The 23,617-nt window shown below is 59.6% G+C and carries 20 protein-coding genes; 8 read left to right on the top strand and 12 right to left on the bottom strand.

Annotated features, from left to right (window positions below):
• Window position 1 precedes the first annotated feature (1 nt).
• From fliD to HUU46_20340, 5 genes are all read right to left on the bottom strand, one after another.
• The gene (gene fliD, locus HUU46_20320; protein ID NUM55993.1) at window positions 2-1,768 is read right to left on the bottom strand and encodes a flagellar filament capping protein FliD; all 1,767 of its coding nucleotides are present in this window, start codon (window positions 1,766-1,768) and stop codon (window positions 2-4) included.
• Window positions 1,769-1,901: 133 nt separating this feature from the next.
• Window positions 1,902-3,587 carry a glycosyltransferase family 39 protein gene (locus tag HUU46_20325; protein NUM55994.1) on the bottom strand — a complete coding sequence of 562 codons (1,686 nt, stop codon included), beginning with the start codon at window positions 3,585-3,587 and terminating at the stop codon, window positions 1,902-1,904.
• Window positions 3,588-3,756: 169 nt separating this feature from the next.
• On the bottom strand, window positions 3,757-4,200 hold the full coding sequence (locus HUU46_20330) for a hypothetical protein (protein NUM55995.1): 444 nt from the start codon (window positions 4,198-4,200) through the stop codon (window positions 3,757-3,759).
• Between the two features lie 522 nt (window positions 4,201-4,722).
• Window positions 4,723-6,234, bottom strand: a complete 1,512-nt coding sequence (locus HUU46_20335) for a sulfatase (GenBank protein ID NUM55996.1) — start codon at window positions 6,232-6,234, stop codon at window positions 4,723-4,725.
• Between the two features lie 73 nt (window positions 6,235-6,307).
• Window positions 6,308-8,797, bottom strand: coding sequence for a glycosyltransferase family 39 protein (locus HUU46_20340; protein ID NUM55997.1), 2,490 nt, complete (start codon window positions 8,795-8,797; stop codon window positions 6,308-6,310).
• Window positions 8,798-8,929: 132 nt separating this feature from the next.
• Here HUU46_20340 and HUU46_20345 point away from each other — a divergent pair, with 132 nt between their 5' ends.
• The 3 genes from HUU46_20345 to HUU46_20355 are packed head-to-tail and all read left to right on the top strand — an operon-like array spanning window position 8,930 to window position 11,690.
• Window positions 8,930-10,582: a hypothetical protein gene (locus HUU46_20345; protein ID NUM55998.1), complete on the top strand. Its 1,653-nt coding sequence runs from the start codon at window positions 8,930-8,932 to the stop codon at window positions 10,580-10,582.
• A 57-nt stretch (window positions 10,583-10,639) separates the two neighbouring features.
• Entirely contained in the window at window positions 10,640-11,437 is a 798-nt protein-coding gene (locus HUU46_20350) for a ComF family protein (protein ID NUM55999.1), read from the top strand.
• Window positions 11,438-11,456: 19 nt separating this feature from the next.
• The gene (locus HUU46_20355; GenBank protein NUM56000.1) at window positions 11,457-11,690 is read left to right on the top strand and encodes a hypothetical protein; all 234 of its coding nucleotides are present in this window, start codon (window positions 11,457-11,459) and stop codon (window positions 11,688-11,690) included.
• Window positions 11,691-11,703: 13 nt separating this feature from the next.
• On the opposite strand, the gene HUU46_20360 is transcribed toward HUU46_20355, so the two are convergent.
• Together HUU46_20360 and HUU46_20365 are read right to left on the bottom strand one after the other, a co-directional pair.
• Complete coding sequence (locus HUU46_20360; GenBank protein NUM56001.1) at window positions 11,704-11,892, bottom strand: hypothetical protein; 189 nt, start codon at window positions 11,890-11,892, stop codon at window positions 11,704-11,706.
• 252 nt (window positions 11,893-12,144) lie between these two features.
• Window positions 12,145-12,993 (bottom strand): TerC family protein, encoded by an 849-nt coding sequence (locus HUU46_20365; protein NUM56002.1) that lies wholly within the window; start codon window positions 12,991-12,993, stop codon window positions 12,145-12,147.
• A 63-nt stretch (window positions 12,994-13,056) separates the two neighbouring features.
• Between HUU46_20365 and HUU46_20370 the strand changes: the two genes are divergently transcribed.
• Window positions 13,057-13,413, top strand: a complete 357-nt coding sequence (locus HUU46_20370) for a TfoX/Sxy family protein (protein NUM56003.1) — start codon at window positions 13,057-13,059, stop codon at window positions 13,411-13,413.
• On the opposite strand, the gene HUU46_20375 is transcribed toward HUU46_20370, so the two are convergent.
• From HUU46_20375 to HUU46_20385, 3 genes are read right to left on the bottom strand one after another with little or no spacing between them, the layout of a single operon-like run.
• On the bottom strand, window positions 13,414-14,382 hold the full coding sequence (locus tag HUU46_20375) for a hypothetical protein (GenBank protein NUM56004.1): 969 nt from the start codon (window positions 14,380-14,382) through the stop codon (window positions 13,414-13,416).
• A complete protein-coding gene (gene thiL, locus HUU46_20380) occupies window positions 14,383-15,384 on the bottom strand; it encodes a thiamine-phosphate kinase (protein ID NUM56005.1) in 1,002 nt (333 codons plus the stop codon).
• A gap of 3 nt (window positions 15,385-15,387) precedes the next feature.
• Window positions 15,388-16,266, bottom strand: a complete 879-nt coding sequence (locus tag HUU46_20385; protein NUM56006.1) for an NAD(P)H-hydrate dehydratase — start codon at window positions 16,264-16,266, stop codon at window positions 15,388-15,390.
• A gap of 154 nt (window positions 16,267-16,420) precedes the next feature.
• Between HUU46_20385 and rlmD the strand changes: the two genes are divergently transcribed.
• Window positions 16,421-17,665, top strand: a complete 1,245-nt coding sequence (gene rlmD / locus HUU46_20390) for a 23S rRNA (uracil(1939)-C(5))-methyltransferase RlmD (GenBank protein ID NUM56007.1) — start codon at window positions 16,421-16,423, stop codon at window positions 17,663-17,665.
• A gap of 7 nt (window positions 17,666-17,672) precedes the next feature.
• Here rlmD and HUU46_20395 read toward each other — a convergent pair whose 3' ends face one another.
• Window positions 17,673-19,844 carry an aminotransferase class I/II-fold pyridoxal phosphate-dependent enzyme gene (locus tag HUU46_20395; GenBank protein ID NUM56008.1) on the bottom strand — a complete coding sequence of 724 codons (2,172 nt, stop codon included), beginning with the start codon at window positions 19,842-19,844 and terminating at the stop codon, window positions 17,673-17,675.
• 177 nt (window positions 19,845-20,021) lie between these two features.
• Here HUU46_20395 and HUU46_20400 point away from each other — a divergent pair, with 177 nt between their 5' ends.
• The 3 genes from HUU46_20400 (at window position 20,022) to can (ending at window position 21,541) form a co-directional block, all read left to right on the top strand.
• Entirely contained in the window at window positions 20,022-20,489 is a 468-nt protein-coding gene (locus HUU46_20400; protein ID NUM56009.1) for a DUF4189 domain-containing protein, read from the top strand.
• A 140-nt stretch (window positions 20,490-20,629) separates the two neighbouring features.
• Window positions 20,630-20,887 carry a glutaredoxin family protein gene (locus tag HUU46_20405; protein ID NUM56010.1) on the top strand — a complete coding sequence of 86 codons (258 nt, stop codon included), beginning with the start codon at window positions 20,630-20,632 and terminating at the stop codon, window positions 20,885-20,887.
• A 6-nt stretch (window positions 20,888-20,893) separates the two neighbouring features.
• Window positions 20,894-21,541 (top strand): carbonate dehydratase, encoded by a 648-nt coding sequence (gene can, locus HUU46_20410; protein NUM56011.1) that lies wholly within the window; start codon window positions 20,894-20,896, stop codon window positions 21,539-21,541.
• A 67-nt stretch (window positions 21,542-21,608) separates the two neighbouring features.
• Here the strand turns inward: can and HUU46_20415 are convergent, their stop codons facing one another.
• Window positions 21,609-22,394, bottom strand: a complete 786-nt coding sequence (locus HUU46_20415) for a hypothetical protein (GenBank protein NUM56012.1) — start codon at window positions 22,392-22,394, stop codon at window positions 21,609-21,611.
• Between the last annotated feature and the right edge of the window lie 1,223 nt (window positions 22,395-23,617).

Here is a 23,617-nt window from a genome sequence, read left to right on the forward strand (position 1 = left end):
CCTATATCGACAAAAAACTGCTCTGAATACCGGCAAGCGACGCTCCCTGCTGCTGGAACTGCGACGCCATGGACTCGAGCCGCGTGAACTGCGCGCGAAGCCGGCGTTCCTTGGCCGCGATGCGGTCTTCCATGCGGTCGATGCGATCGTTCAGGTCCTGAATCTGCGTATCGATTGAACCATTGCTTTTGACACGCTGGTTCAAATAACCCGTCGTTGAAGTCGCTTCGTCAAGGAAATCGAAGAAGATGTCGGCAATGCCGTTATCGTTCGAGTTCGAAAACAAATCCTCGACATTCGTCCGGTTTGTCCGCAGCGCCTCGCGGAACGTGTCTTCGTCAAGTTGCAGCGGGGACACGGTGCCGGAATCGAAACTGTCGCCGGTGGTAATACCGATGTCCGCCAAGCTCTCGTACGAGCCGCTGATGCCCGAAATCTGGTTGAAAATGTTCCCGCGCAAATAGTCTTCGATCTGCTGGAACGTGGTGTCGCCCCGGAGCGGACCCGTGCCGCGCACTTGATCGCGAATCGCGGTAATCGCGTCGTTGTAGGCGGTCAGGAGTTCGTTCACGTCCTCGACAATGGCGTCATCGTCAACCGATACCGTCACCGTGCTCGTCCCGACGCTCAACAGCCGAAGCGTTACGCCGCCGATCGCGTCAGCGACTTCGTTCGTGTTGCGTGTAAGCGTCGCGCCGCCATTGATGGTGAACTGCGAATCGGCGCCGGCCGTTTGCGTTGCTGCGGCGAGGTTCGTAACGCTCAAGAAATTGCTCGTGCCCGCCTGGAACGAAATGGTCCGGCTGCCCAACGTGCCGCTGACCACGCGAATGGTATCGGTCGAGCTGTCGTAACTCGCGGTCACCCCCGCGTCGCTGCCGTTTATCCGGCCCAGAACGTCCGACAGCGAATCCGTCGTCGGGTCCACCGTGATCGTTATACCGTTGATCTTGAAGCTGCCCGCCGTAATCGCGCCGCCGCCGAAATTCACCGTGTTCAGAATGTCCGTTGCATCGATCGCGCCCAGATTGCGCGTGCTCGTCGCCTCCGTCGAACCGTTGCCGTTGGTCGACTGCGTCGCGCCGGTCAAGGCCAGCACGTCGAGAAGATTGCTCGTATCGCCCGTCGCGCCGAAATTGATAATACTCGTGTCGTTTGCCGCCGTATTGGCGATGGTGAGCGTATCGGTTCCTGCGTTGTACGTCGCGGTCACGCCCGCCCCGCTGGAATTGATCGCGTTGATAACCGATGTCAGCGAGTCCGTCGACGGATCGACGCTCAACTGCACGCCGTTGATGGTGAACGTGCCCGTCGAGATCTCGGTCGATATGCCGCTCGAATTCAGCGCCGCGCCCGTATTGATCGCCGCGCCCAGCCTTGCGCTGCTGTTTGCCGTGGTCGCGCTTGCGAGCTGAATTACATTGATGGCGTACGCACCCGAAACCGGGCTCTCGCCCGACACGGTCGCGGTCAACACCGATTCTTCGCTCGATGTCGACTGAAACTGATTGAAGAGATTCGTAAGGCGGAAGTCCTGGACGCGGTTGCGCAGGGTTTGCAGGGTGCTGCGCAGGCTGGTTACCGCCGACTTTGCGGCGTTCAACTCGGATATCTTGTCTTCCAGCCGCGAAATCGGCGCACGCTCGAGCGCGATAAGCTGGCTGATGATCTGGTTCGAATTGAGGCCGGTCACCAACCCGCCAATACTGAAGCCGCCGCTCATGTGAAAGCCCTTTTGTGGCCGTTCCGCTGCCCAATTGCGCGCCACATCGTTCGACCCTCCAAACAGAATCCCCGGCGCTCGGTGCGCCTAAGTCCTTATCGGCACAATTCGGGGGGACTTTAGCCGCCACGGCCAGTGAATTATTGGGAGGCTCTACGGACGTGAACGTGCAAGCCGTTCACTTATAACCACTTCCGGATCGGTTGACCGTGCCGGGTTCCAATGCCGGATTGTCTGGCGGGCTCCCGGCGGCATTCTTGGGTGGCCCCAACAGGACTACGTAGTACGTGTCGGGAGGGACATTCCCGAATACGTAGGGAAGCGGTCCGTAGATATCGGAATAGAACCCCGCGCCGACCGGCCTGCAGTTGACCGTCAACCCGCGCGTCGCTACAACTTCCGTCTTGGCAGTCCCGTACACCGACTGCGCCGGAATCGGGTCGACGTTCGCGTTGTTCTGAGGCATTACCACGTAGTCCCCAGACTGGTACGAAAAGCTGTTGCGGTCGACGCCGTTCCACCCCGCTTCCTCGAGGTAGTACTGCCACCCCCAATGCCCCTGGAAGTATGGAGTCCCTGGGCGCAGCTTCGCCTCTTTTGCATATGCCGCGGCCGTGGAACGAATTGAGCCGGCCCAGACGTAGTCCGCCCACCCGACTGCCATGGAGATTGCCAGGCAGACCGCCACCGGGACCCAGTAACTGCGCGGGTCCGACTGCGTTGCGCGCTGAACGCGCTCGATACGCCGGACGATGAGAATCGCAATCGCGGGCGCCATCGGCAGCAAGGTCCGCGCGGTGACGCTCCAGTTCAGGACGGAAGCGAAGACAAATGTTCCCAACACCCAAAAGGCGAGCAGTAGGGATGCCGGAGTTCGTACTGAGTAGAGTTCGTCAAGAACCAAGAGAAGCAGAATCGATCCGCCACAAACAAAAGGCACGATCTGCGCCAAGCTCGCCGCAGGCAACGCTTCGTCGCGGACTGCGTAAACGATAATCCCCGTGGCCGACGCGGTAATCCCGAGTAACACGAGCAATGTCCGAAAGAGGAAGCGCGCCGGGCGCATGAAGTACGAGAAGGCGAGGAGCCCTATTACGCAACCGCCGGAGAACGACAGGGCCGACGATATCCGAATGGCCATGCCCGATTGCTTGTCCGTGGCGATGTCGATCGCGTTGGCAAATATCGATCGACCATATAACGCGTAGTTGCTCGCCTGCTCCAATCCGAAGAGTGCCAGCGGAATCGCCAATGGCAGTATCCACGTGCCGACGCTCTTCCGCCGTGCCAACGCAAATGCGAACGCCAGCGGCACGAACGCAAGGCCGAAATACTTACACATGGCGGACGCACCGGCGGCAACTCCCGCCAGGACAAGGAGCGAGCCGCGTTTCGATTCGACACCCTCGCACCAAAGCGCTATGGCCGCGACGAAGAACGCCGTCATGGGCAGGTCCAACATGATGTTCGTCGAAGTGACCATGACTACCGGGGACCATAATGTAATCACGCCTGCAAGCAATGGATGTTCGCAGAAGCGCGACGCGACGGCACAGGTACTCGCCATCAAGAGGCACGCCATAATCAGGTAAGCAAGATGCAGCGACATCTCGCTCCATCCGAATAGCGTCCCCCAGGCCGCCAAGAGATACGGCACCAATGGCGGGCTTACGTGCATGTCGTACACATTCATGGAACGCCCATACCAATTGATTTTCAAGTCGTAGTAGTCGAACGGATCGTGGGTGATATGCTGCGCAACGCGAATGTAGAACGGGTCGTCGACGTGGAACGCCTTGCCGCAAAACGGCGCGAGGGAGACTACGCTGAGCGCGCAGATTATCGTGAGGGGCCGCAGGCGCAATTGCGGTCTCCCATCCCATTGGAGGTTAGGCGAAGCAAGCACTTCTTTGCGGCGTGTTGAAGATTTGCGTCACATGATACATGAAAGCAAAAGGGCGGGTATGTCTCGCGACATGCCCGCCCGTGAAAACCACTTCGTTACGTGTACGAAGTTCCCATAACGTGCGAAATTACGGGATCATCGACCACGAATACGACGACTGGTTGCCGACGAAGATGCGCACGACACCGCTCGGAGCCGGCGAATCCGTGTACAGAATCGACGCCGTACCCGCACCCGCCGTACCGGTAGCGTTCGGGATCGTCGAACCCGCGCCTTCGTTGGCGTCGGTCGCGACCGGACGCCACGAACGAGCGGCGTTGCCCGCGATCGTGAACGTGTTCGCGGCAGGCGTACGGTCTACGCCCTGGAGGGAGTAGTACAGAATCGTGTACTCCTGCGGCGACCCCGTGTTGTTCTTCAGTGTCATAAACGTGGCCTGAAGCGACGACGGCGTCAGGTTGATGTCCGTCGTGCCCGCGCCATCGTTGAACGCAGCTACGCCAAGCGTACCCGCGCCCGCCGTCAGCGCACCCAACATAAGAACTGATGCGAACAAAGCAAGCTTTTTCATTCTTTCACCTCCTTACACTGTGGAAAACTGCATACCAGGCATTAAGGACGAAACACGCATGCTTGGACGAATTGCGCGGGAAAATCACTACACCCCTTTCCCCGAAGACTTCAAAAACGTGTGCAGCCCGCCCACACAGTCGACCAATACCTGCTGACCCTCCCCAAGCGACCCGTAAAGTTCCGCACAAACGGAACTGAATGCAGCTGATTCTCTCCGTCGAAACTCTATCACAGGACAGGTTGGTTGTCAACCGTGATAACGGAGCCTAACGGATATTTAACACTTTTACTGGCTTAAAGTTCCGTGCCCTCGCACAAGACGTTTCCCGCGGTCATCAATGCACGGGATTCCGTACCGAGAGTCGCCGAACTGGGGCGTCCATGCTGCCTGCTGCGCCCCAATCAACTCGATCCCGGGCGGAGGGGTATGGGATGCCGTGGCAGTGTTTAGACATGTTCCAATTTGGCGCGAACTTTCGACTAAACATCCAATTGGAATACACGGATGTCTTGTTGACGGCTATCTGAGATACCCAATGTTCCTAATGTTTTCCTGCTGCTCGGGAGTCAGTTCGTTTGTCGTAGGCACGGCCTGGTACAAGGGGTGATCGCGATCCGCTGCCACCCGACCGGAAAGCGCTTCATCCAGCGCGCCGGCGCCCTCATATTCGCTCGCCGGGACACCAATGCTCTCAGTGGGGTTCGTATCCAAGTCGTATATCGTCCGCGTCTGAGCAATATTGTCCACAACGAGTTTCCGATTGCCGATGACCACCGCGTCAAGGTCCCGGTTGGAGCCCGTGATGGACATTGTCGCCGAACTAAACGTTGGCCGGTCGACGGGCAGCCGACCGGGGTCCGTATTCAGGTTGTGTCCCTGCCAGTCCGGATTTGGTTTCAGCCCCAAGAGCGAAGCGCAGGTTGGCAGCACGTCGATCAATTCGACTGGCGCGTCAATGGTCCGGGGCTGTGTGCCGGGAACGCGGACAATCAGTGGGACGCGCGTCAACTCCTCGTACACGGTTTTTGCATGGCCTATCGAGCCATGTTCCCATAACTCCTCGCCGTGGTCCGACGTGACCACAATAATCGTGTTGGGGTCGCGTTCGAGAATGCGGTCGATGAGCCGCCCGATTTCCGCATCCACGAAACGCACCGAGGAATCGTACTTCACGCGAATGTATTCCTCGCCCGCTTTGGACAGGTTTCCGAAAACGCGTTTCTTTGTGATCCCCACCTCGAACATGATGCGATCGCGATACCCATCGCCGTAGTTGTCGATGATCGCCTTGTCCTCCTCCGTGAGCGTCGGCAGAGCGGCGTCCGGATCGACGAATTCTTCTGGAGGGTTGTAGGGCGCGTGGGCGTCCATGTAATGCACGTAGAGCAAATAGGGGGGAGAGAGTTCGTCCAACCACTCGAGCGCGCGATCCGTTACCGCATCGCCATGGTGCTTTGGATACTTCAGATACTCGTAACGATCGAACCCTTGGCCAAACCCGAAGTGTTGCGTAATGTTCGCATTCGTCTGCAGCCCCATTGTTCGGTATCCGTTCGACTTCATGAACTCCGCAAACGTCTCGAACAATTCCGGGAGCACGTCCGTCTTGGGCAAATCGCGCAGATCGATATCGCCGTCGACTCCATACAGTACGCGATGCACTTCAGGGTACAGCGACGTGAACAAGGTCGCCATCGAAGGTTTTGTCCATGTCGCTTGCACGCGGCACTTGCGGAAGTCCCATGATTGCCCTGCGAACCTCGCGAGGTGAGGCATAAGGGGTTTCCCGTTTCGCCGGAAATCGATCCGGTCCGCGCGCAGAGTGTCCGCAACGATGAGCACCAGGTTGGATTTCGGCGAACTCTGCTCGACAATCGCCACGGATTCCTGTTTGGAACACGACGCGCAAACCGCCAGCATGACCACGGTCAATGCCAATTGCCGGATATACGTCCGGCACACCGATTGGGCAACGGCCTCCATAAGTGACTGGATGCGCCCGGGGCGCTCGCGCTCCGCTTGATACTGCATTGCTAGCCTTTCACTTCTTATCCGCCAGCGCGTTGATAGTCCGGACGACCGACGTCGAATACCGCACGCCGCGTCACTTACCGCCTGCAGAGACGTACCAATTCAAGAAGCGAATGTCGCCACTCTCGGTGTCCCGGAAAAACACATCATAACGCCCCTCTGCCTGGAGTCCTGCCGGCAAAGGCACTATCGCAGGCGAATCACCCATAACACTGATAGTTCCCGAATCGTACGGCTCGGTTGGATGCGACTGCGTCCCCAAATTCACTTGCTCAAACACGATCCGTCCCAAGTCGGCGAATGCCTTCTCCATGCCGTCCGGCAATTCCGTCGAAATGGTCAGGCGCTGTGCCGTCCCATCGCTCACCAACTGCCCTGCGTCGAACCAAGTCCATCCTGCCGTTCCAGCCGCGGTCCACGGCGTAATGACGCCTATCTCCGCGCCGCGGCCATCCGTGCGCGGCCCGGCGTTGAAGCGCAGCGCGGCGCGGGACACATTGGCCGGTTCCACCTCCTGCCAAAGGTACGCGTAAACGCGATAGGTCCCTGCGCTCAAGTACACATCGGCGAAAACGGATGCGGCCTCGTGCGAGCCGCGAGTCAACGCAGCGGCCATTTTGATAGGGTCGAGTACGTCGATGAATGCGGGATTCCCGTGAATTACCGGCTGCCAGACGTCGCTGCCCGGCTCGTTCCGGTTGAGCGACAGGGGCTCGATTGACTCGGCGCTCGCGAAGAGCCGGTACTCGATGGTTCGCGCGTTGGTGCTGCCGTTGCGAATCGTAATCTCGCCGGAACCGGTATTTCGTGCGGCCACCAGGGATCCGTCTTCCGTCCAGTCAGAAGCTGGGGCCTGACCAATGTCGCTGCCCGCGGCGTCCGTGTACCGAGGCACAGCAAAGCTTCCCGCATCAACAACCTGCTCGATGCGGACTGGCCCGTTACGCATCGCAGCAATGTCGAACAGACCCAGCCGCACCCCAAAGTACTGTTTATCGAAGCGCACGACCCCATGGCGAACCAGCCACGGCCGGTAGAATACGTGCCACGGCGGGGGCTGAAACGGTTCCCACCACGAATCCACATACCATATGCGCTCGCAGTTACCGGCGACCTCGTCGATTCGCGCCGGCAACGCGCCTGCGTGTTCCCACACCGATTCGTGCGGATACGCGGCAATCATACCCGTCCGGTCCTCTTCGGAGAACCCCACAGTTCCAATGGGCTTGCCGGGCAGATAGTGCGACTTTAGCGGAAAATGCGTTACGTGACTGAACTGCGCGACTACATCGCCATCCCGAAACTCCTCGCGAATGCGGTTGGAAACGTCGCGGTTTGCCACTTTGTACCGCACTCCGAGGCGATGGTCTGCGCTGGGGTGAATGCATTGCGCATAGTAGTCGGCGAGGCAGGATGCCGATAGGACCAGCCACAAGCCAGTCGCCGCAACACCAACCGCGCGGTTTCGAAAGGACACAAGCCCGCCTGCCGCGAAGATGGTGAACATCACACCGCACACGATGAACAACCGGTGTTCGTAGTACGAGAAACTGCGCATACTCCAGACCGCAAGGTTTCCAACGATCGGCACAATGGCCATTACCACCATCACAATCATGGAATCACCACGCCGGCGGAGCGACCATGCGCCCATGAATGAGAGCAAAGCTCCCGCCGAAAACAGCGGATAATACGCCCAAACGCGCGGGCTATAGCCCGCGAAAAATGTCTTGATCGTGATTAGTCCAGTCTTGAGCGTAAGCGGCGGATACCAACTCGAATCCGTGGCAGAAATAACGCTGTTAATGACCAGCCCTTGGCGAACCGCAGGAAAGATCAGGATCAAAAGCGCCAACTGCGAAACAACCCACCTATACGAAATACGGCGCCGGATCGCGCTGACGACGCAGACCGCCAAACCAAGGCTCGCGATGTACCACACGGTGAAAAAATGGGAGTACATCGACAGCGCCAGCATCACTACGAATCCCGTCCAGTGCACGGCGCGGTCGGATTCGAGTGCGTTGATCGCGAACCACAGCGCGCCCAGCACGAAGAACGTCAGGGCCGAATAGGGCCGCAACTCCTGCGCGTAGAACACATGGAACGGAGACACCGCTACAAGCACCCCGGCGAGCAGGCCAATCGAAGCCGAACCCGCGAGGCGTAGCGCGACTGCGAATGTCATCGGAATCGCCGCAATGCTGATCACGCACGGTACCAGCCGGACCAAGAAATCGGTCCTGTACGTGCCAGCAGCGAGCTCGATTCCGGCGGCCGACAGAAACGACTTCCACGCGTAAACGACAAGCGGCACCAACGGCGGTTCGGTCAGGATTCCCGGATCAAGCAGCCGCAGCGGAGACTCTGCCGCGAGCCCTGCCGCGTACATTGTCGTACCTTCGTCGTACCACAGGCTGTAGCGCGCCAGACCGTACACACGCAGCGCCGCGCCTAACGCCGTGATGCCCGCGAGCGCGAGCCAAACGCGGCGGTCAACGATACCAGGTTTATTAGACGTTTCGGCGCACGTTTCGCGCGCGGGTGCGTCGGTGCCGGGCATGGAAGCTCCACGTGTTGGATGGTATGCGAACGCGCGTTATAATGCCGTCCTCCGTTCGGGGTTGGCAACCATCGCCGCGCGGGTAGCGATGCGGAGAAGTCCGCCAAACCGCGGCACCACGGGCGCTCGCCGATGACATCGCAATCCAGTACCAAATCCATCGTTCGCGATGCCGCCTGGGTCATCGCGTTGTCGATCTGTGTCTACGCGCTAACCCGAATTCCATACAATTCCGCGGTCCGGAATGCGCCCGCCGGCGCCGTATCCATTGGTCAGGTTGCCGTAGCGGACGATGTAAACAGCTATTTCTCCTTCATGCGCCAGGCGGCGCAGGGTCACTTCGTCTTCCGCAACACGATGACGTATATCGACCACGATCCGGTTTTTGTCAATCTCGAATTCTGGTTTTTTGGTGCGCTTATGGGCTGGTTCGGCTGGGCTCCGCCACACTTGTACGATGTATGGCGCATTGCAGGCATCGCCACGTTGCTCTCCGGCTTTGCGGCGCTGGCCCGCGTGGCGCTCGCGACCGAGTTCCAGCGCCGTGTCGCGCTGCTAATGTGCGCGTTTGGTGGCGGATTCGGCTGGCTGCTCGTGATTCTGTATAAACTTGGCCTGCTCAACGTCCACACCGAGTTCGAAATACTGAACCCATTGCTGGACCTGACCGCCGGAATACACCCCTTTGTTCAAATGACTCGTAACCCGCACTTCTCGTTGCCGCACGGAACGTTTCTGTTCACGTTCGCGTGTATGGCCCTTGGAGAACGCACGCGCCGGGCCAAGTGGTATGGCATGGCGGCTCTCTTCGCGTTCGTGCACGGCCTCTGTCGTCCCTACGATCTCATCAGCCTGTTCGCGATACTTCCCGCCTTCGTACTGCTCGAGTGCGCGCTCGCGCGCCATATCGAATGGCGCTGGTGTATCGTGCGTTGCGCCCCGCTTGCGCTCGCCGCCCCGCTGCTTCTGTACAACGTATACCTGTTTTCCTTCCACCCCGTGTTCAAGTTTTGGGCAAGCCAGGGCGGTCACCCCGCGAACATCCCGATTCGATGGCACCTGTTGAGCCTCGGTATTCCCCTGTTGTTGTTCGTTGCACGGCTGCTCCGCGCTCGCGCACACCCCATCGCGACTCCCGCCGAACGCCTTATACTTGTCTGGGGCGTGACGCTTGTTGTGCTGTTCCACGCCTATCGCGTCTTTTCGTTCATGCCCTACACGCCACAACTTGTCATTCCCTCGGTAACTCCGTTGATCATTCTGGGCGTTTCGCTCCTGCCGGCACTCGAAACGCTCCATGCGTCGCAACGGCGATTATTGATTGTGTCCGCTGCTGTTCTTGTATGCGCGACGTCGCTTAGCACTCCCATCTACATCCGTCGAGAGTCGAGCCTGGTTACGCACAACGAGTTGCACTTCATTCGTACCGAGGACCTCGATGCAATCGCCTGGTTAAACGGCCATATTCGCGAGTCCGATATCGTCCTTGCGCGGTACCCCTACAGCTCCCGCATGAGTCAGTATCTCAATGCGCGGGTGTCGGTTGGCCACTGGGCGCTTTCGCCGCATGTAAACGACTTGCGTCCGCGTATCGACCGGTTCCTGGACGGTAGCGCCGCGCCTGAAGAAGCGAGGTTGTTACTCGATGAAATTCGTCCGCGGTACGTCTACCTCAATCGTGAAAACAGTGCGCCACCCCCGCAGTATTTTCAAAGCAACCCCGATCTCAAGCCGGTCTTCGAGAATGGTGGCGTGGCAATCTTCGAGGCGCCGAAAAGCGACTGACGTTGGGTCCGGGAGCGCGAAACTCTCGTCTCTGTCGCCGCATGGTAGAATTCATTCGTGGCTAAGCTACTCAACGCGAATAGCGCAAGCGGGGAATGGACGCTGACGCTGAAGAACCTGTTCTTCCCCATTTTCTGCAAACAGTGCGGTTTGCGGCTCTTGACCGATGACAACGGTTATTTTTGTCCAAACTGCTGGGAGAGCAGCCCGCGGATCGAGCGGCCGTTCTGTCCTGTATGCGGAAGACCGCATCGCGCTGGCGTCGGGCTTGGAGTCCGGTCGAACTTTCGGTGCGGGCCGTGCAGCGTGCTGGCGAAACCCCGGCCGTACGACCGCGTGCTCGGGGCGGCGCGCTACGACGGCGCCGTTCAAATGGCGATCAAACTGCTGAAGTTCAATGATAAACCGCGTCTGGCGCGACCGCTTGGCGCGCTGTTGTGGGAACAGGCGGAGCGGGAGTTGGATTGCGGCGAGTACGATTACATTGTCCCAGTGCCGTTGTATCGGGTGCGCCGGCGGGAACGGGGCTTCAACCAGTCCGAGCTGTTGTGCCGGGAAGTTCTGGGGCTTTTCCCAAACGCCAAAATCGACACCTCGCTGGAGCGTGTCCGCCCGACCCATGTGCAGAGCAGGCTGCGCACCGAAAAAGAACGGCGGGAAAGCGTTCGCGGAGCGTTCGGGCTTGTCCGCGGGGACCATCTCAAGGGCAAATGCGTGCTGTTGGTCGACGATGTTGTGACGACTGGCGCGACCATCGGCGAATGCGCTACCGTGCTGAAGAAGGGTGGCGTCGCCCGGGTCGACGTGCTGGCCGTTGCCCTTGCCGTACCGGAAATCGACGGCGAATCGTCGTAGTAATGAAAGGAGTCACCGGATGCCGCAACTGAAAGAGTGCTTTGGCCAGTGCGCCAACCTGACCATAAGATTCCGAGACCACTCCAAGCAGCATTATTTGAGGATTGACGAGGAGAAGTTAAAAGAATGTGACACCTGCAACCTGTTCAGCAAGTGCATGTTCCTGAAATACAACGAGTTAATTAAGGACTTGCTGAAGCTCTTAGACTCAAAGGCGTCGCTCGATCCGGCCGGAAATACCCGGATCGGTTAGGCTCGGGCAGGAACTACTTGATTGACGCGGTGAACCCCATGAAGAACCCCGACTGACCGGGGACCTTCTTAATCTTCAGCGTCTCGACGCTGTACTTGCGGAGTTTTTCGACTGCGTCTTCCTTCGTGTCCGCGACCACGGTTCCGCGTTCGACGCAATCATCCTTGTACCTGACGGTTCCGGTATAGCGATAGACGGCCAATGTACAGTTCTCCTCTCAATACTGGGCGTAAGTGAGGTACTACTACTCTTCGAACCACGCAACGGCCAGAGACTCGAGTGCGATCAGCCCACGCACTTCACAGAAGTGGCGAATCCTCCGCAGTATTCGCACGAGCGTATGGTAGCAAAAGGGGGCGAGAATCGTCAACCAAAATCGGAATCCAGACTAATCCGATTCGATTTCTATTGTTCCTAAATAATTGTGATTTAATATGTTACGGTTCGCGATGGGTCATCCGTCAGTCGCTGTCACCGTTGTCTTGGATCTCATTCGGATGTTCAACATTTCGACGAACAGCGAGAACGCCATGGCGAAATAGATGTACCCTTTCGAGACGTGCTGGTGCAGTCCCTCGATGACCAACATCACTCCGATCAGTATCAGGAACGACAGCGCGAGGACCTTAATGGTCGGATGGCGGGTAATGAAGGCGCTGACCCCTGACGCGAAGATCATCATGACCAGGACGGCGACCACAATTGCGGCAATCATGATGGGTATGTGGTCCACCATGCCGACTGCCGTAATCACCGAATCCAGCGAGAACACCAAGTCCAAGAGCATAATCTGAGCGAGAACAGCCGCGTACGAGGCCGTTCGTGCTTTCTGCTCCGTGTGGTGGCCTCCCTCAACCTTGTCGTGGATTTCCATTGTCCCCTTGCCGATCAGGAACATCCCTCCGACCAGAAGAATGAGGTCACGCCCGGAAAGTCCAAATCCGGCGATTGTCAGGAACGGCTTTGTCAGGCCCATGATCCACGACAGGGTGAGCAGCAGTAGAATGCGCATGATCATTGCCAGCGCCAGCCCAATCCGTCGCGCGGAGGCCTGTTTATGTTCTTCCAGTTTGCCCGTGAGGATGGCCACCATAACGATGTTGTCGATCCCGAGAACTATTTCGAGCGCGGCCAACGTCACGAATGCGATAGCACTCTGGACGATTTGGTCAGAAGCGAGGAATTCCACGACATACACTCCGGTGGGTAGTTTGGAATGGGTCCGCCAAGATCGCGCATACGCTAACAGAGTGCGAAATGACGCGCAAGCGCGCGCGCCGTATTCGCCGTGCGCGGCGCGCATAATTGGCGCCGCGCCGGTAGGGGACGAACATACCGGCGGGTACAGCGCAGAGGACGGGAATCGATGAAGGAAAACGTCAATTCATTCAAACAATTCGTTCTGGATCAACTTGCCCCATTGGACGGTGTAACATGCCGCGGAATGTTCGGCGGCTACGGAGTATATTGCCGCAGCACATTCTTCGGAATCGTTTATGAAGACCGGTTGTACTTCAAGACTACCGAAGCGACCGCCGCGAAATACCGGGACCTCGGAATGAAACCGTTCCGGCCCGGCCCCAACCAAGTGATGAAAAACTATCACGAGGTCCCCGCGGACATTCTTGAAGACGCGCGCGAATTGTGCGACTGGGCCCGCGAATCCATCTCGGCCGCCGCCAAAGCGCCCGCCAAGCGCCCGCGCCCCGCGCGAGGCAAGTGACTACGATGGATATGACTTTACCGTCGCCTTGTACGACGTGTCCATCGGTATGGAAACGCTTCCCATCTGCGGTACGGTCATGGACATGTTTCCTGGAACGTTCGCGGTGATCGTGGATTCAACGAGCCAACCGCTTGCTTCGTCAAATCTCATCGTTCCCGTCCCCTGTCCCGACATCTCCGTCTTGAGTTCCGGCATGTCACCAAACTTCTTCAGGAAGTTTCCAGCGGGATTGAGGCTCACTTGGCCGACATTTTCCACGCTGACCGTACCGCTTGACCGCTCTTTTAGTGTATATGTCGCATCCCAGTTCACCTCGGATGCGGCGTTTCCCAACGACAGTTTTTCTTGCCACGTATCCCCGATGTTGAGTTTCTTGTCTGGACGTGCCGCGAACACCGCTTGCATAAGATTCTTCATGGATTGATCGCCGATTGTCGCCACGAAAATGTCTTCGGCCGTCATTGGAAGTTTGGCGATTTCCGGCATCTTATAATCGGCAGCCGCCTTTTCCGCAATCGCGTCCGCGCCGCTGATCTCGGTAACTTGGCCCAACTTATTCACTTTCACGGTGAACGACTGGCCCTCCGCAGTCTTCAGGGCCGACTGCATCGCCTTCATCCCGAAGGGATCGTCGGTTCCAGGCATTCCCGGAATCTGTGGCATTCTTCCTGAGAACGGGGTCGTCATCTCCGCTGAAAGGGATCTTATTACAGCATCAAATGTTGCAGTTCCCGAGTCATCAATCTGCTTCACAGTCAGATCAAACGTGTATGCCGTCGAGTTGCCAAAACTCATGGTCGTGCCCACGTTGGTGATGGACGTGTTCATGGCAACTTCCATGTCGACAACACGCTTCGCGCCCTGTTGCGGCTTGAAGTAGAGCTTGTTCTTGTCCGGGTTGCAGCCCGAGCCCAATGCAAGGACTATGGCAAACGTGAAGACAATACCAGTCGTGCGTGCGTGCATTTATTCGTCTCCCTGCGTATAAGGCGCGTTCTTGAAATGGTCGTACCCCGCTGCTTCGATCGGTTCGCCGTCGATGCGGACGCCGAGCCACTTGTCGGTGACGACCCCGATCGTTGTCGTCTCGACGCGAAACTCGTGGTGGAACGCGTCGAGCACTGCGTTGGCTTCCGCCGCCGCCACCGTAAATGCCAACTCGTAGTCTTCGCCCCCGTGCAGCACAAACGCGTCCGGCTTACACTGGTTCTCCCAAGCGTACCGGGACAGGACGGCGGGCACCGGAAACGTTTCGGACATGAGGTTGATGCCCAGGTAACTGAACGAGGCGATGTGGCCCAGGTCCTGCACCAGGCCATCGCTAACGTCTATCATCGCGTGAACGCCGGTCCGCCTGCAAAGCCATTGCCCCTCGGATATCCGAGGGGTGGGACGCAGGTGCGCCAGCACCAGCTCCGGTACGTCGTGGCCGTGCCGTAACGCGTGCAGCCCAGCCGCGGACATGCCGCAGTGACCCGTCACAACGACATGATCGCCCGCTTCCGCGCCGTGCCGCCGCAGGCACCGGTTTCCGACTGTCTCGCCGATTACGATCACATCGAGCGCGATGCCGCTCTCCGTACATGTTGTGTCGCCACCCACTATGACCGCGCTGAACCGGGACATTGCGCTCGACAACCCCTGGTACATTTCTTCGACAAACGCCGTAGGTGTGTCCGCGGGGCATGCCAGCGAGGTGAGGCAAAACAGCGGCGCGCCGCCCATCGCAGCGATGTCACTAAGGCTCGATGCAGCCGCCTTCCACCCGATATCCGCGGGCGCCGCCCACTCGCGGCGGAAGTGGACGTTTTCCACAAACAGGTCCGTGGACACCAGCAACTGTTTGTCGCCGAACCGCAACACCGCGCAATCATCGCCGATGCCTTCGATGACAAGCGGCGACGTGGGTAAGAACCGTTCGAGCCGGTCGATCAGGCCAAATTCACCGATATCGCGCAGCGTCTGCATTCCCTAACAACCTTCAATCTCGCGCCACGCGCTTGGGATGGCAAGCAACAGATCGCGCGCGATCATACCGCGCTGCGACGCGCACTTGGCCGCGATGTCCCCGGCCAGACCGTGCACGTATGTGCCGGCGCAAGCAGCGTCCATCGGAGACATGCCTTGCGCCATCAGCCCGCCGATCAGTCCCGACACGATGTCGCCGGTGCCGCCGGTCGCCATACCTACATTGCCCGTGGGATTTACCATGCATTTGCCGTCCGGTCCGGCGATAACCGTGTTGTGTCCCTTTAAGACCACGACACATTTCTGGCGCGCTGCGAATTGCGTCGCGACGACGACTCGGTCGCGCTGCACGTGCTCCACAGTTATTCCCGCCAGCCGAGCCATTTCGCCCGGGTGAGGCGTCACGACGACGGGGGCGGCCGCCGTTGCGATGACGCCCGGATTGATGCTGATTGAGTTTAGCCCGTCGGCGTCTATTACAAGCGGCGTTTTGCACTGCCGTACAAACTCGAGGACAAACCGCCGCGTTTCGTCGTGCGTGGAGATGCCGGGACCGAGTACGACGGCCTGTTTGGACTCGGCCGCCGCGAGCGCGGGCGCGCTCGCCTCGGTGGAGAACGAATCGAATCTCGTCGCGGGCAGCGCCAGCCACATGAATTCCAGCAGCCCGGGCACGACGAGCGGTGCAAGTGGCTGTGGAATGCCGATAGTCACAAGCCCGGCGCCGGCCCTTCCCGCGCCCTCGGCCGCGAGTTTCGCCGCCCCCGTGAACCCGCGGGAGCCGGCAAGGATCAGCGCGTGACCGAATGTGCCTTTGTGGCCGTCGACGGGACGCGATGGAAGCAGGCCGCGGACCGATTGATGTGAAAGCATGTTGCTCATGGCGCGTAACGTTGAATCGTAGCCGCCGGTATCCGCAAGATCAAAAAAGCCGCCGCGGTTTTCATTGTCCACAGCGCGCCGGTATAATGTGTCGAATGCAGCGAGGTATGGGGTCGGCGGAACGTAACCCTCGTTTCGTCTTATCAATCGGGTAATGACTGATCAGACTGCCGAAGGCGCGGCGGAAGTGGAGTCCGGCGCGGAGGTGTGCCCGCATTTTCCGGAATGCGGCGGGTGCACCGCGCAGGACGTGCCCTACGAAGAACAACTGTCGCGCAAACAACTGGCGCTTGAAGACCTTTTCAAGCCGATGTGGCAGAAGGCCGTTCCCGTCGCGCCATCGCCCTCTATCTGGAACTACCGGAACCGAATCGATCTTACGTTCGGCCGCAAGCACTATGAGGAACCGCCGCCCAAGGACTTCGTGCGGGAGACCGTCCTGGGGTTCAAGCGCGAGGGCAAGTGGTATTGGACGATTGACATTACCGAATGCCGGATCGGGCCGGTGGGCGTCGAGAACCTGATTAACGCGGTGCGGGCGTGGGTGCGCGAGCGTTCCCTGACGGCCTACAGTTCGAAGTCCAAAGACGGTTTTCTGCGTGTACTGCTCGTGCGTGAGGGAAAGCGCACCGGCGAGCGCATGGTCGTATTGGTGACCAACGAAGGCGAACTCGACGCGGCGTCCTTTGTCGAAACGGTGCAGTCCGCATGGCCGAGTACGAGTATTCAGCACGCGATCTTCCGCGGCAAGGCGGAGGTTTCCGCGGCGGATGAGATTCGCGTGCTCCATGGGAAAGCGTACATCACGGACGAGCTACTCGTTCCCAATGGCGCGGGCTATCGCAAGATCGTGCTGCGTGTGTCCCCATTTGGGTTTTCGCAGACCAACTCCGCCGCGACGGAAGTGCTGTATGGGACGATACGGCAGTGGGTCAAGGAGAGCAGGCCACGGTTTGTGTATGACCTGTACGGCGGGTCGGGAGGTATCGCGTTCAGCGTGTCCGACAAGGTGGACCGCGTTGTGTCGGTCGAAAGCGTCGAGACCGCGTCCATCGACGGCACGTTCAATCGCGAAGCGAACGATGCCGACAACGTCGCCTTTTTCACGCAATCGGTCGAGGAGTACCTTCGCGATGCAATCTCGATGCAGCATGGCCTCCTGCCGCAGAGCATGGTCGTGCTTGATCCGCCGCGCGCGGGTCTGCACCCGAAGGCCATCAAGCGGTTGTTGCTGCTGAAGCCGCAAGAAATCGTGTACGTGTCGTGCAAACCGTCCGTCTTCGCGAAGGAGTTACCGCTGCTCCTGCCGTCGTACGATCTTGTCGATATGCGCGCCGTCGATCTCTTTCCCCACACGGAACACGTCGAACTCCTGGCACGGTTGCACGCGAAGGAGTAGCGCCGCGTCAACGCCGCGTGTGCGCAAGCACCTTTTTCAACGCGTCGGCGACATCGCGCACGTTCTTGTCCGTAAGGCCCGGATGCAACGGCAGCGAAAGTATGGAGTCGGACAGGGCGGACGCGTGGGGGAGATCGGAGTCGCGCACGCCAAGCGTTTCCCGGTAATACTTGTGCTTGTGCACGGCCACGAAATGCACGCCAGTGCCGACGTTTTCAAGTCGCAGCAGCCGTGCAATTTCCTCGCGTGGTACGGTTAGGGCCTCAAGCCGAAGCTTCACGATGTACAGATGCCACGCGTGCTGGACATCCTCGATAACGCGCGGTAGCTCAATCTCGTCTACGTCGGAAAGCACGGACGCATACATCCGCGCCATGCGCCGCCGCGCGGCGATAAAGCTGTCGAGTTTCTTTATCTGCTCGATGCCCATCGCCGCACCCACGTTGGTCATGTTGTACTTGAACCCCGGCCGTACCACTTCCGGGGACGCGGGCGGTGCGTCGCCGCTGTAGCGGTTCCACGCGAGCGTACTCAGCCCATTGTGCGCGAGCAGCCGCAGGGTGTGCGCCTGACCTTCGTTCCGCAGGGTGATCATGCCGCCTTCAATCGTCGTGATGTTTTTTACTGGATAGAAACTGAAGCACGTCGGAGCGCCGCAATTTCCGATGGACTTGCCTTTGTATGCGGCGCCGAGGGCGTGCGCGGCATCCTCGATGACGGTGACGCCATGCTTCTTTCCGATCGCGTAAATGGCGTCGAGGTCACATGGTTGTCCCGCGAGGTGCACGGGCATGATTGCCTTTGTACGCGGTGTAATCGCGCGCTCGATGGCCGCGGGATCGATGTTCAGGGTGTCGGGTTGCACGTCCGCCAGCACCAGCTTTGCGCCCATGTTCACGACAGTGTTCGCCGTGGACACCCACGTCAGCGGCGATGTGATCACTTCGCCGCCGGGCCCGGCACCTGCTTCGACCAGGCACAAATGCAACGCCGCGGTGCAGGACGAAACCGCGACGGCGTGCGGCGCGCCGACCTTCTCCGCAAAGCGATGCTCAAATTCGGTCACCTTCGCGCCGGTCGTCAGCCAGCCGCTGCGCAGCACGTCGATAACGGCGTGCTCTTCTTCCGCGCCGATAGAAGGCGGCGACAGCGGAATAAATCGCGGGGCTACGGCTTCGCCCCCCGCCGCGACGGGCGTACCGAGCAGTTCCTTCATCCGCCGCACGTTGAAATGAATGGCAGTAAACGGGTCGACGGGATCGCTTCTCAGCCAATCGCGGATTTCGATGGCGCCCCGTTCGGCGCTCCACTCCGGCTGGAATTTCAAGACGCGCGCGAGCTTCCCGAACTGCACGTTGTAGCTGCGCAGGTCCTCGTCCTCCTTCATCACATCGATTTTGATCCCGTCGATCAAGCCCGCTACAAGATGCGCCAGATCGATGATGCGGTAATTGTTCTTGTCCGATCCGACGTTGAATACCTGGCCGCTGACGTCCGCGGCCGGCGCTTCCACCATGTCGACGAACGCCCGCGCGGCGTCGCGCACGTGTACGAAAGGCCGCCACTGGCTTCCGCCGCCGTACACCTTGATTTCGCCGTTGCGCATCGCTGTCGCGACCATCAGGTTGATGGCGAGGTCGAACCGCATCCGCGCGGACCACCCGAACAACGTGGCGGGACGCGCAATCACGGGCTCGAACGTGTTTGATTTCAGCGCGATCAGTGCGCGCTCCGAATCGAGTTTGCTCTGCGCATACACGGATACGGGGTTCGTTGGGCAGTCCTCGTCGAGCATCTCGAACACACCCTTCCCGTACACGCTGCACGACGACGCAAACGCAAACCGGCGCACGCCGGCGGCTATCGCGCGATGGGCAAGGTCTTTGGTACCTTCGAGGTTTACGTCCAACGCCATAAGGGGGTCGAGGTCGCAAGATGGGTCATTGGCGAGGCCGGCGATATGGACGATACCCTCAACCCCATTCATCAGATCGGGGAAATCACCGAGCCGGCGGATGTCGCCGCGCACAACCTCACACCCCAGTTCAGTGAGCGCCGGGACCGGTGCGTCGCCAAAGCACAGCCGATCGAATACGCGCACCTGGTGGCCCCGCTCGATAAGCAGCCGGACCAAATGATTGCCCAGATACCCCGCACCCCCCGTGACCAAAATGCGCATGCACAACTCCTGGGCCGAACACCCCGTGAAAGCGCCGAGTATACTCGGTGTTTGGCCGCGCGGTGAAATGCAGTAATTCGGCTCTGGACATACTGGCGGCATCTGTGCATTATGATAGCCCGTGTTCGGCTGCGGTTGGGTTGAATGTTCGTTCGCAGAAATGGAGGAGCACTGCCAATGGAATACTATGACGAAATCGAGTCGGCGCCCGTGGTCAAGTCGTGGCTCAAGTTCGTTGCGATTGGGGTCTGTGCCGTTTTCGTTTGCGCGGAGGCGTGGGCGGCCGCGGCCCTGGCGTACGACGATATAACCGGCGTGCTGGGATACGGTATCGGCACCGACAAGGCGAGCGCCAAGGCGGCCGCACTCGCGGATTGCGAAAGCAATGGCGCGACCGATCCGGTATTCTGGTTCTGGTATTCGGAGCCGGGCTGGGGCGCAGCGGCGCATTCGGACGATGGCGGCGGCGCGTGGACCATCGGAGGCGCTTTGGGCTACAGCACCCAGAAGAAGGCCAAACGCAAAGCGAAAAGGCAATGCAAGAACAGCGGTGGCATTAATTGCCAGATCGTCGAAGTGTTCGAGGATACCATCGGCAAGAAGTCGAACAAGGGCGGCCGGAGCTTCCACCTGAATTCCGACTAGCAATAGCACGTATTCACCGGAGAGGGGCGATTCAATCAGGGCCGCGTGTCGAGCGCGCGGTCCTGATTCGCGTCTAACCAACTCCAGCGCGAGTGGGGGAGCCGACTCGGATTTTGCCTTCCAGTGAATTAAGAAGCGATATGAACAAACACATTATCATGTATTCGGGAGAGCTCTGCGGCGACTGCCAGCTCCTCAAAGCGTTTATGGAGGCGCGCGGCATTCCATATGAGAACCGCGACATCCGCGAGCACCCCGAGTTCGGCGAAGAGCTCCAGGCAAAGACTGGAAAACTGGGTGTGCCGTATCTCGTGATTGACGGGGAATGGGTGCGCGGGTACGAACCCGGAAAGCCATTTTCGGAAGAGTTTGCCGAAAAGCTATTGGGACTGGCATAGCGCGCAATGGAATCGCTCCAGCGACTGCTCGATAACAACCGTACGTGGGCCGAATCCGTGCGCCGGGCGCGCCCTGACTTTTTCCCTGCGCTCGCGCGACAGCAGCAGCCCGACTACTTGTGGATTGGCTGCGCGGACAGCCGCGTTCCCGCAAACGAGATCGTCGGCCTGCTCCCGGGCGAGCTGTTTGTGCATCGCAATGTTGCAAACCTCGTTGTTCACACCGATCTGAACTGCCTGTCCGTACTGCAATACGCGGTCGAGGTATTGAAAGTGGAACATGTCATTGTGTGCGGGCACTACGGCTGCGGGGGCGTCGCCGCCGCGATGGACGATCACGAACTGGGCTTGATCGACAACTGGTTGCGCCACATCCGCGATGTCCGCGCGCATCATGCGGACGAGCTGTGCGCGATCACCGACAAAGAGAAACGGGTCAATCGTCTCTGCGAATTGAATGTCATCGAACAGGCCCGCAATGTTTGCCGTACGAACATCGTCCAGAAGGCGTGGCGCCGCGGGCAGCCGCTGCAGGTGCACGGTTGGATATACGGCATTCAGGACGGCCTTCTAAACGACCTCGGATTGTGCGTTGCGGGCCCCGGAGACTTGGCGGAGGCGTACCGCATCGCCGTCGCGCCGTTCGGCCAGTGAAAATAACAACGGCGCGCAACGCAGTCGCGTGCGCGCCGTTTGATGCGGCGCAGTGCCGAATCGGCAGTTAGTTATCTTTCTTCTCGGAACCTTCCGCTGGCGGCGTCGCGGGCGCGGGAGCGCCTTGCCCCAGCGCATCCGGGCGCGGACGCCCGCTGCCAAGGCCGCCATCGCGCGGGCCGCCACGGCCTTGGCGGAACCCGGGCATTTCTTTAAGCTTCGTCACTTGCTCCGCCGAAAGAATCTTCCCCAAGTCCGCTTCGAGCTTCGAGCGCAGTTCGGACATCTTTTGGCGCACCACGTCGCGATCGCCCGCGGCCGCTTCACGGGCCTTGCCGGACTCGCCGATAAAGCCCGCAACCGCATTCATCGCGTCGGTCTTAACCTTATCGTCCAATCCAAGCGCATTCAGCGAATTTACCATTCCGTCCCACTGGATGCTGTACGTGCCGAGCACGGCCAGCGCACTCGCCGTCTGTTCCGGCGTCAGGAATTCCTTAAGCTTGGCATCGAGTTTCGCGCGCTCGTCCGTAATAAGCTTGCGGTACGCTTCGCCACGCCCGCCGCCAGGGCCGCCTTGACCGCCGCCCGCCATTTGTCCGATCGCGGCTTTGGATAGCGCTTCGCGGGACGCCTTGTACGCGTCCGTCAACTGTTTCGTTTTCGCATCGTCCAGCGATAGGCTCTTCGCCACCGTTGCGGCCTGTGGTTCCCAGGCCTTCGCCAACTCTTCCATCCCCGGCAACCCCGGCAACCCGCCGGGACCACCCGGCGGCTGCGCAATTGCCGATAGGCCGAGCAGCCCCGCCGCGCCTATGACGGCCGCAATTCCCAAGATTCGATTCACGCGCATGTTGGTTCTCCCGATCTGGTTGTTCGATTTATCTGCAAGCGCCGCCGACCGAGACTGGATCGGCGCCGCGCGCACCCGATTTGACTTCACTCGGGCGACTCGCGCCAGAAAGCGCACCGTTACGTCAACACTAACACCGGCCCGTGCGATTAGTTCCCTGAGACCCGGATGAACGACGCGTGTCCCTGGAACTCGATCGTTTGATTGTCCGACGCGAAGTTAGTATACGTGCCGTAAAGCGTATTCCCCGCCTTGCGCAAATTCCAAACGGTATTGCCAAAGAGGTCAACACCGCTTTCCCATGTCATGGTAATGTGGTTAGTGTCCGACACAGACCCGCCCACGGCGAACTGGCGGCGATTGGTCTCGCCACCGAGCCGCAGCGATCCCGTGCCCGTGATCGTATCGTCGGCGTTCACCGTGTCGATCGAGACCGCCGCCAACTGGCTGGCGCGATTTTCGGTTTGGTTTGTCGTTGAGGTGTCGAAGAAGGACGCCACGTAATTGCCGGGCAGCCCGCCGGCACTGCCAGATCGCCACTCCGCGTGGCCGCGGCTGACAAACGCGTCGCTTGCGTCAAACTGCGTATACGATCCAACAAGCACGCTGCCCGCCAGGCGCATCGACCACGCGAACCGCTCGCCGTTCCGAACCATGTCCATGGTCAACCGGTTTCCGACGATCGTGCCGTTTTCGATCGTATAATTTACGAATGCGGGCGAGGACGCGGTTTCCTCGAGCACGCGCACAGTACCGCTCAGCGAGTTGCCGCTAATAGTTACGCCCGACATAGCCATCACATAGTCCGCAAAGAGATTGCCCGCCGCCGCCGAATCGCCAAAGGAGGTTATCCAGTCGCGATCAAACTGCGCAGGCGTGGCATCGCCCGCCTCGAACCACGTCGCGTGGCCGAATCGAACGATCTGGCTCTCGTCGTTGAATTGGCCGTATGCCGCGGCGATGACGTCCCCGCTGTGGTACCCGAACCAGTCGACCTCGCCGTTTTCCGGCGTAAAGTCCACGAAGCTGAATCGTGTTTGAGTACCGCTCGACGATCCCGCTCCGACGTCGAACGCGAACTCCTGCGACGTTCCCGTCGAGCGTTGTTCCACATAGGAGCCCAGTCCCGATATTACGTTGTCTGCCACGGCAAGCGTGGCAACTGCCGTGCGATCGCGGGGAGCGAACCCCGCCCCAACACCGAACTTGTCGCCGAATGCCGC

Source organism: Candidatus Hydrogenedentota bacterium (assembly GCA_013359265.1).
In the GTDB taxonomy this organism is placed as follows: Bacteria; Hydrogenedentota; Hydrogenedentia; order Hydrogenedentales; family SLHB01; genus JABWCD01.

Coding starts and splice junctions, on each gene's coding strand:
- thiL (NUM56005.1), bottom strand. CDS start 15,384: ATGCAGACGCTGCGCGATATCGGTGAATTTGGCCTGATCGACCGGCTC.
- HUU46_20330 (NUM55995.1), bottom strand. CDS start 4,200: ATGAAAAAGCTTGCTTTGTTCGCATCAGTTCTTATGTTGGGTGCGCTG.
- HUU46_20340 (NUM55997.1), bottom strand. CDS start 8,797: ATGCCCGGCACCGACGCACCCGCGCGCGAAACGTGCGCCGAAACGTCT.
- HUU46_20370 (NUM56003.1), top strand. CDS start 13,057: ATGAAGGAAAACGTCAATTCATTCAAACAATTCGTTCTGGATCAACTT.
- HUU46_20405 (NUM56010.1), top strand. CDS start 20,630: ATGAACAAACACATTATCATGTATTCGGGAGAGCTCTGCGGCGACTGC.
- HUU46_20395 (NUM56008.1), bottom strand. CDS start 19,844: ATGCGCATTTTGGTCACGGGGGGTGCGGGGTATCTGGGCAATCATTTG.
- can (NUM56011.1), top strand. CDS start 20,894: ATGGAATCGCTCCAGCGACTGCTCGATAACAACCGTACGTGGGCCGAA.
- HUU46_20345 (NUM55998.1), top strand. CDS start 8,930: ATGACATCGCAATCCAGTACCAAATCCATCGTTCGCGATGCCGCCTGG.
- HUU46_20400 (NUM56009.1), top strand. CDS start 20,022: ATGGAATACTATGACGAAATCGAGTCGGCGCCCGTGGTCAAGTCGTGG.
- HUU46_20415 (NUM56012.1), bottom strand. CDS start 22,394: ATGCGCGTGAATCGAATCTTGGGAATTGCGGCCGTCATAGGCGCGGCG.
- HUU46_20365 (NUM56002.1), bottom strand. CDS start 12,993: ATGCGCGCCGCGCACGGCGAATACGGCGCGCGCGCTTGCGCGTCATTT.
- HUU46_20355 (NUM56000.1), top strand. CDS start 11,457: ATGCCGCAACTGAAAGAGTGCTTTGGCCAGTGCGCCAACCTGACCATA.
- HUU46_20335 (NUM55996.1), bottom strand. CDS start 6,234: ATGCAGTATCAAGCGGAGCGCGAGCGCCCCGGGCGCATCCAGTCACTT.
- rlmD (NUM56007.1), top strand. CDS start 16,421: ATGACTGATCAGACTGCCGAAGGCGCGGCGGAAGTGGAGTCCGGCGCG.
- HUU46_20375 (NUM56004.1), bottom strand. CDS start 14,382: ATGCACGCACGCACGACTGGTATTGTCTTCACGTTTGCCATAGTCCTT.
- HUU46_20385 (NUM56006.1), bottom strand. CDS start 16,266: ATGAGCAACATGCTTTCACATCAATCGGTCCGCGGCCTGCTTCCATCG.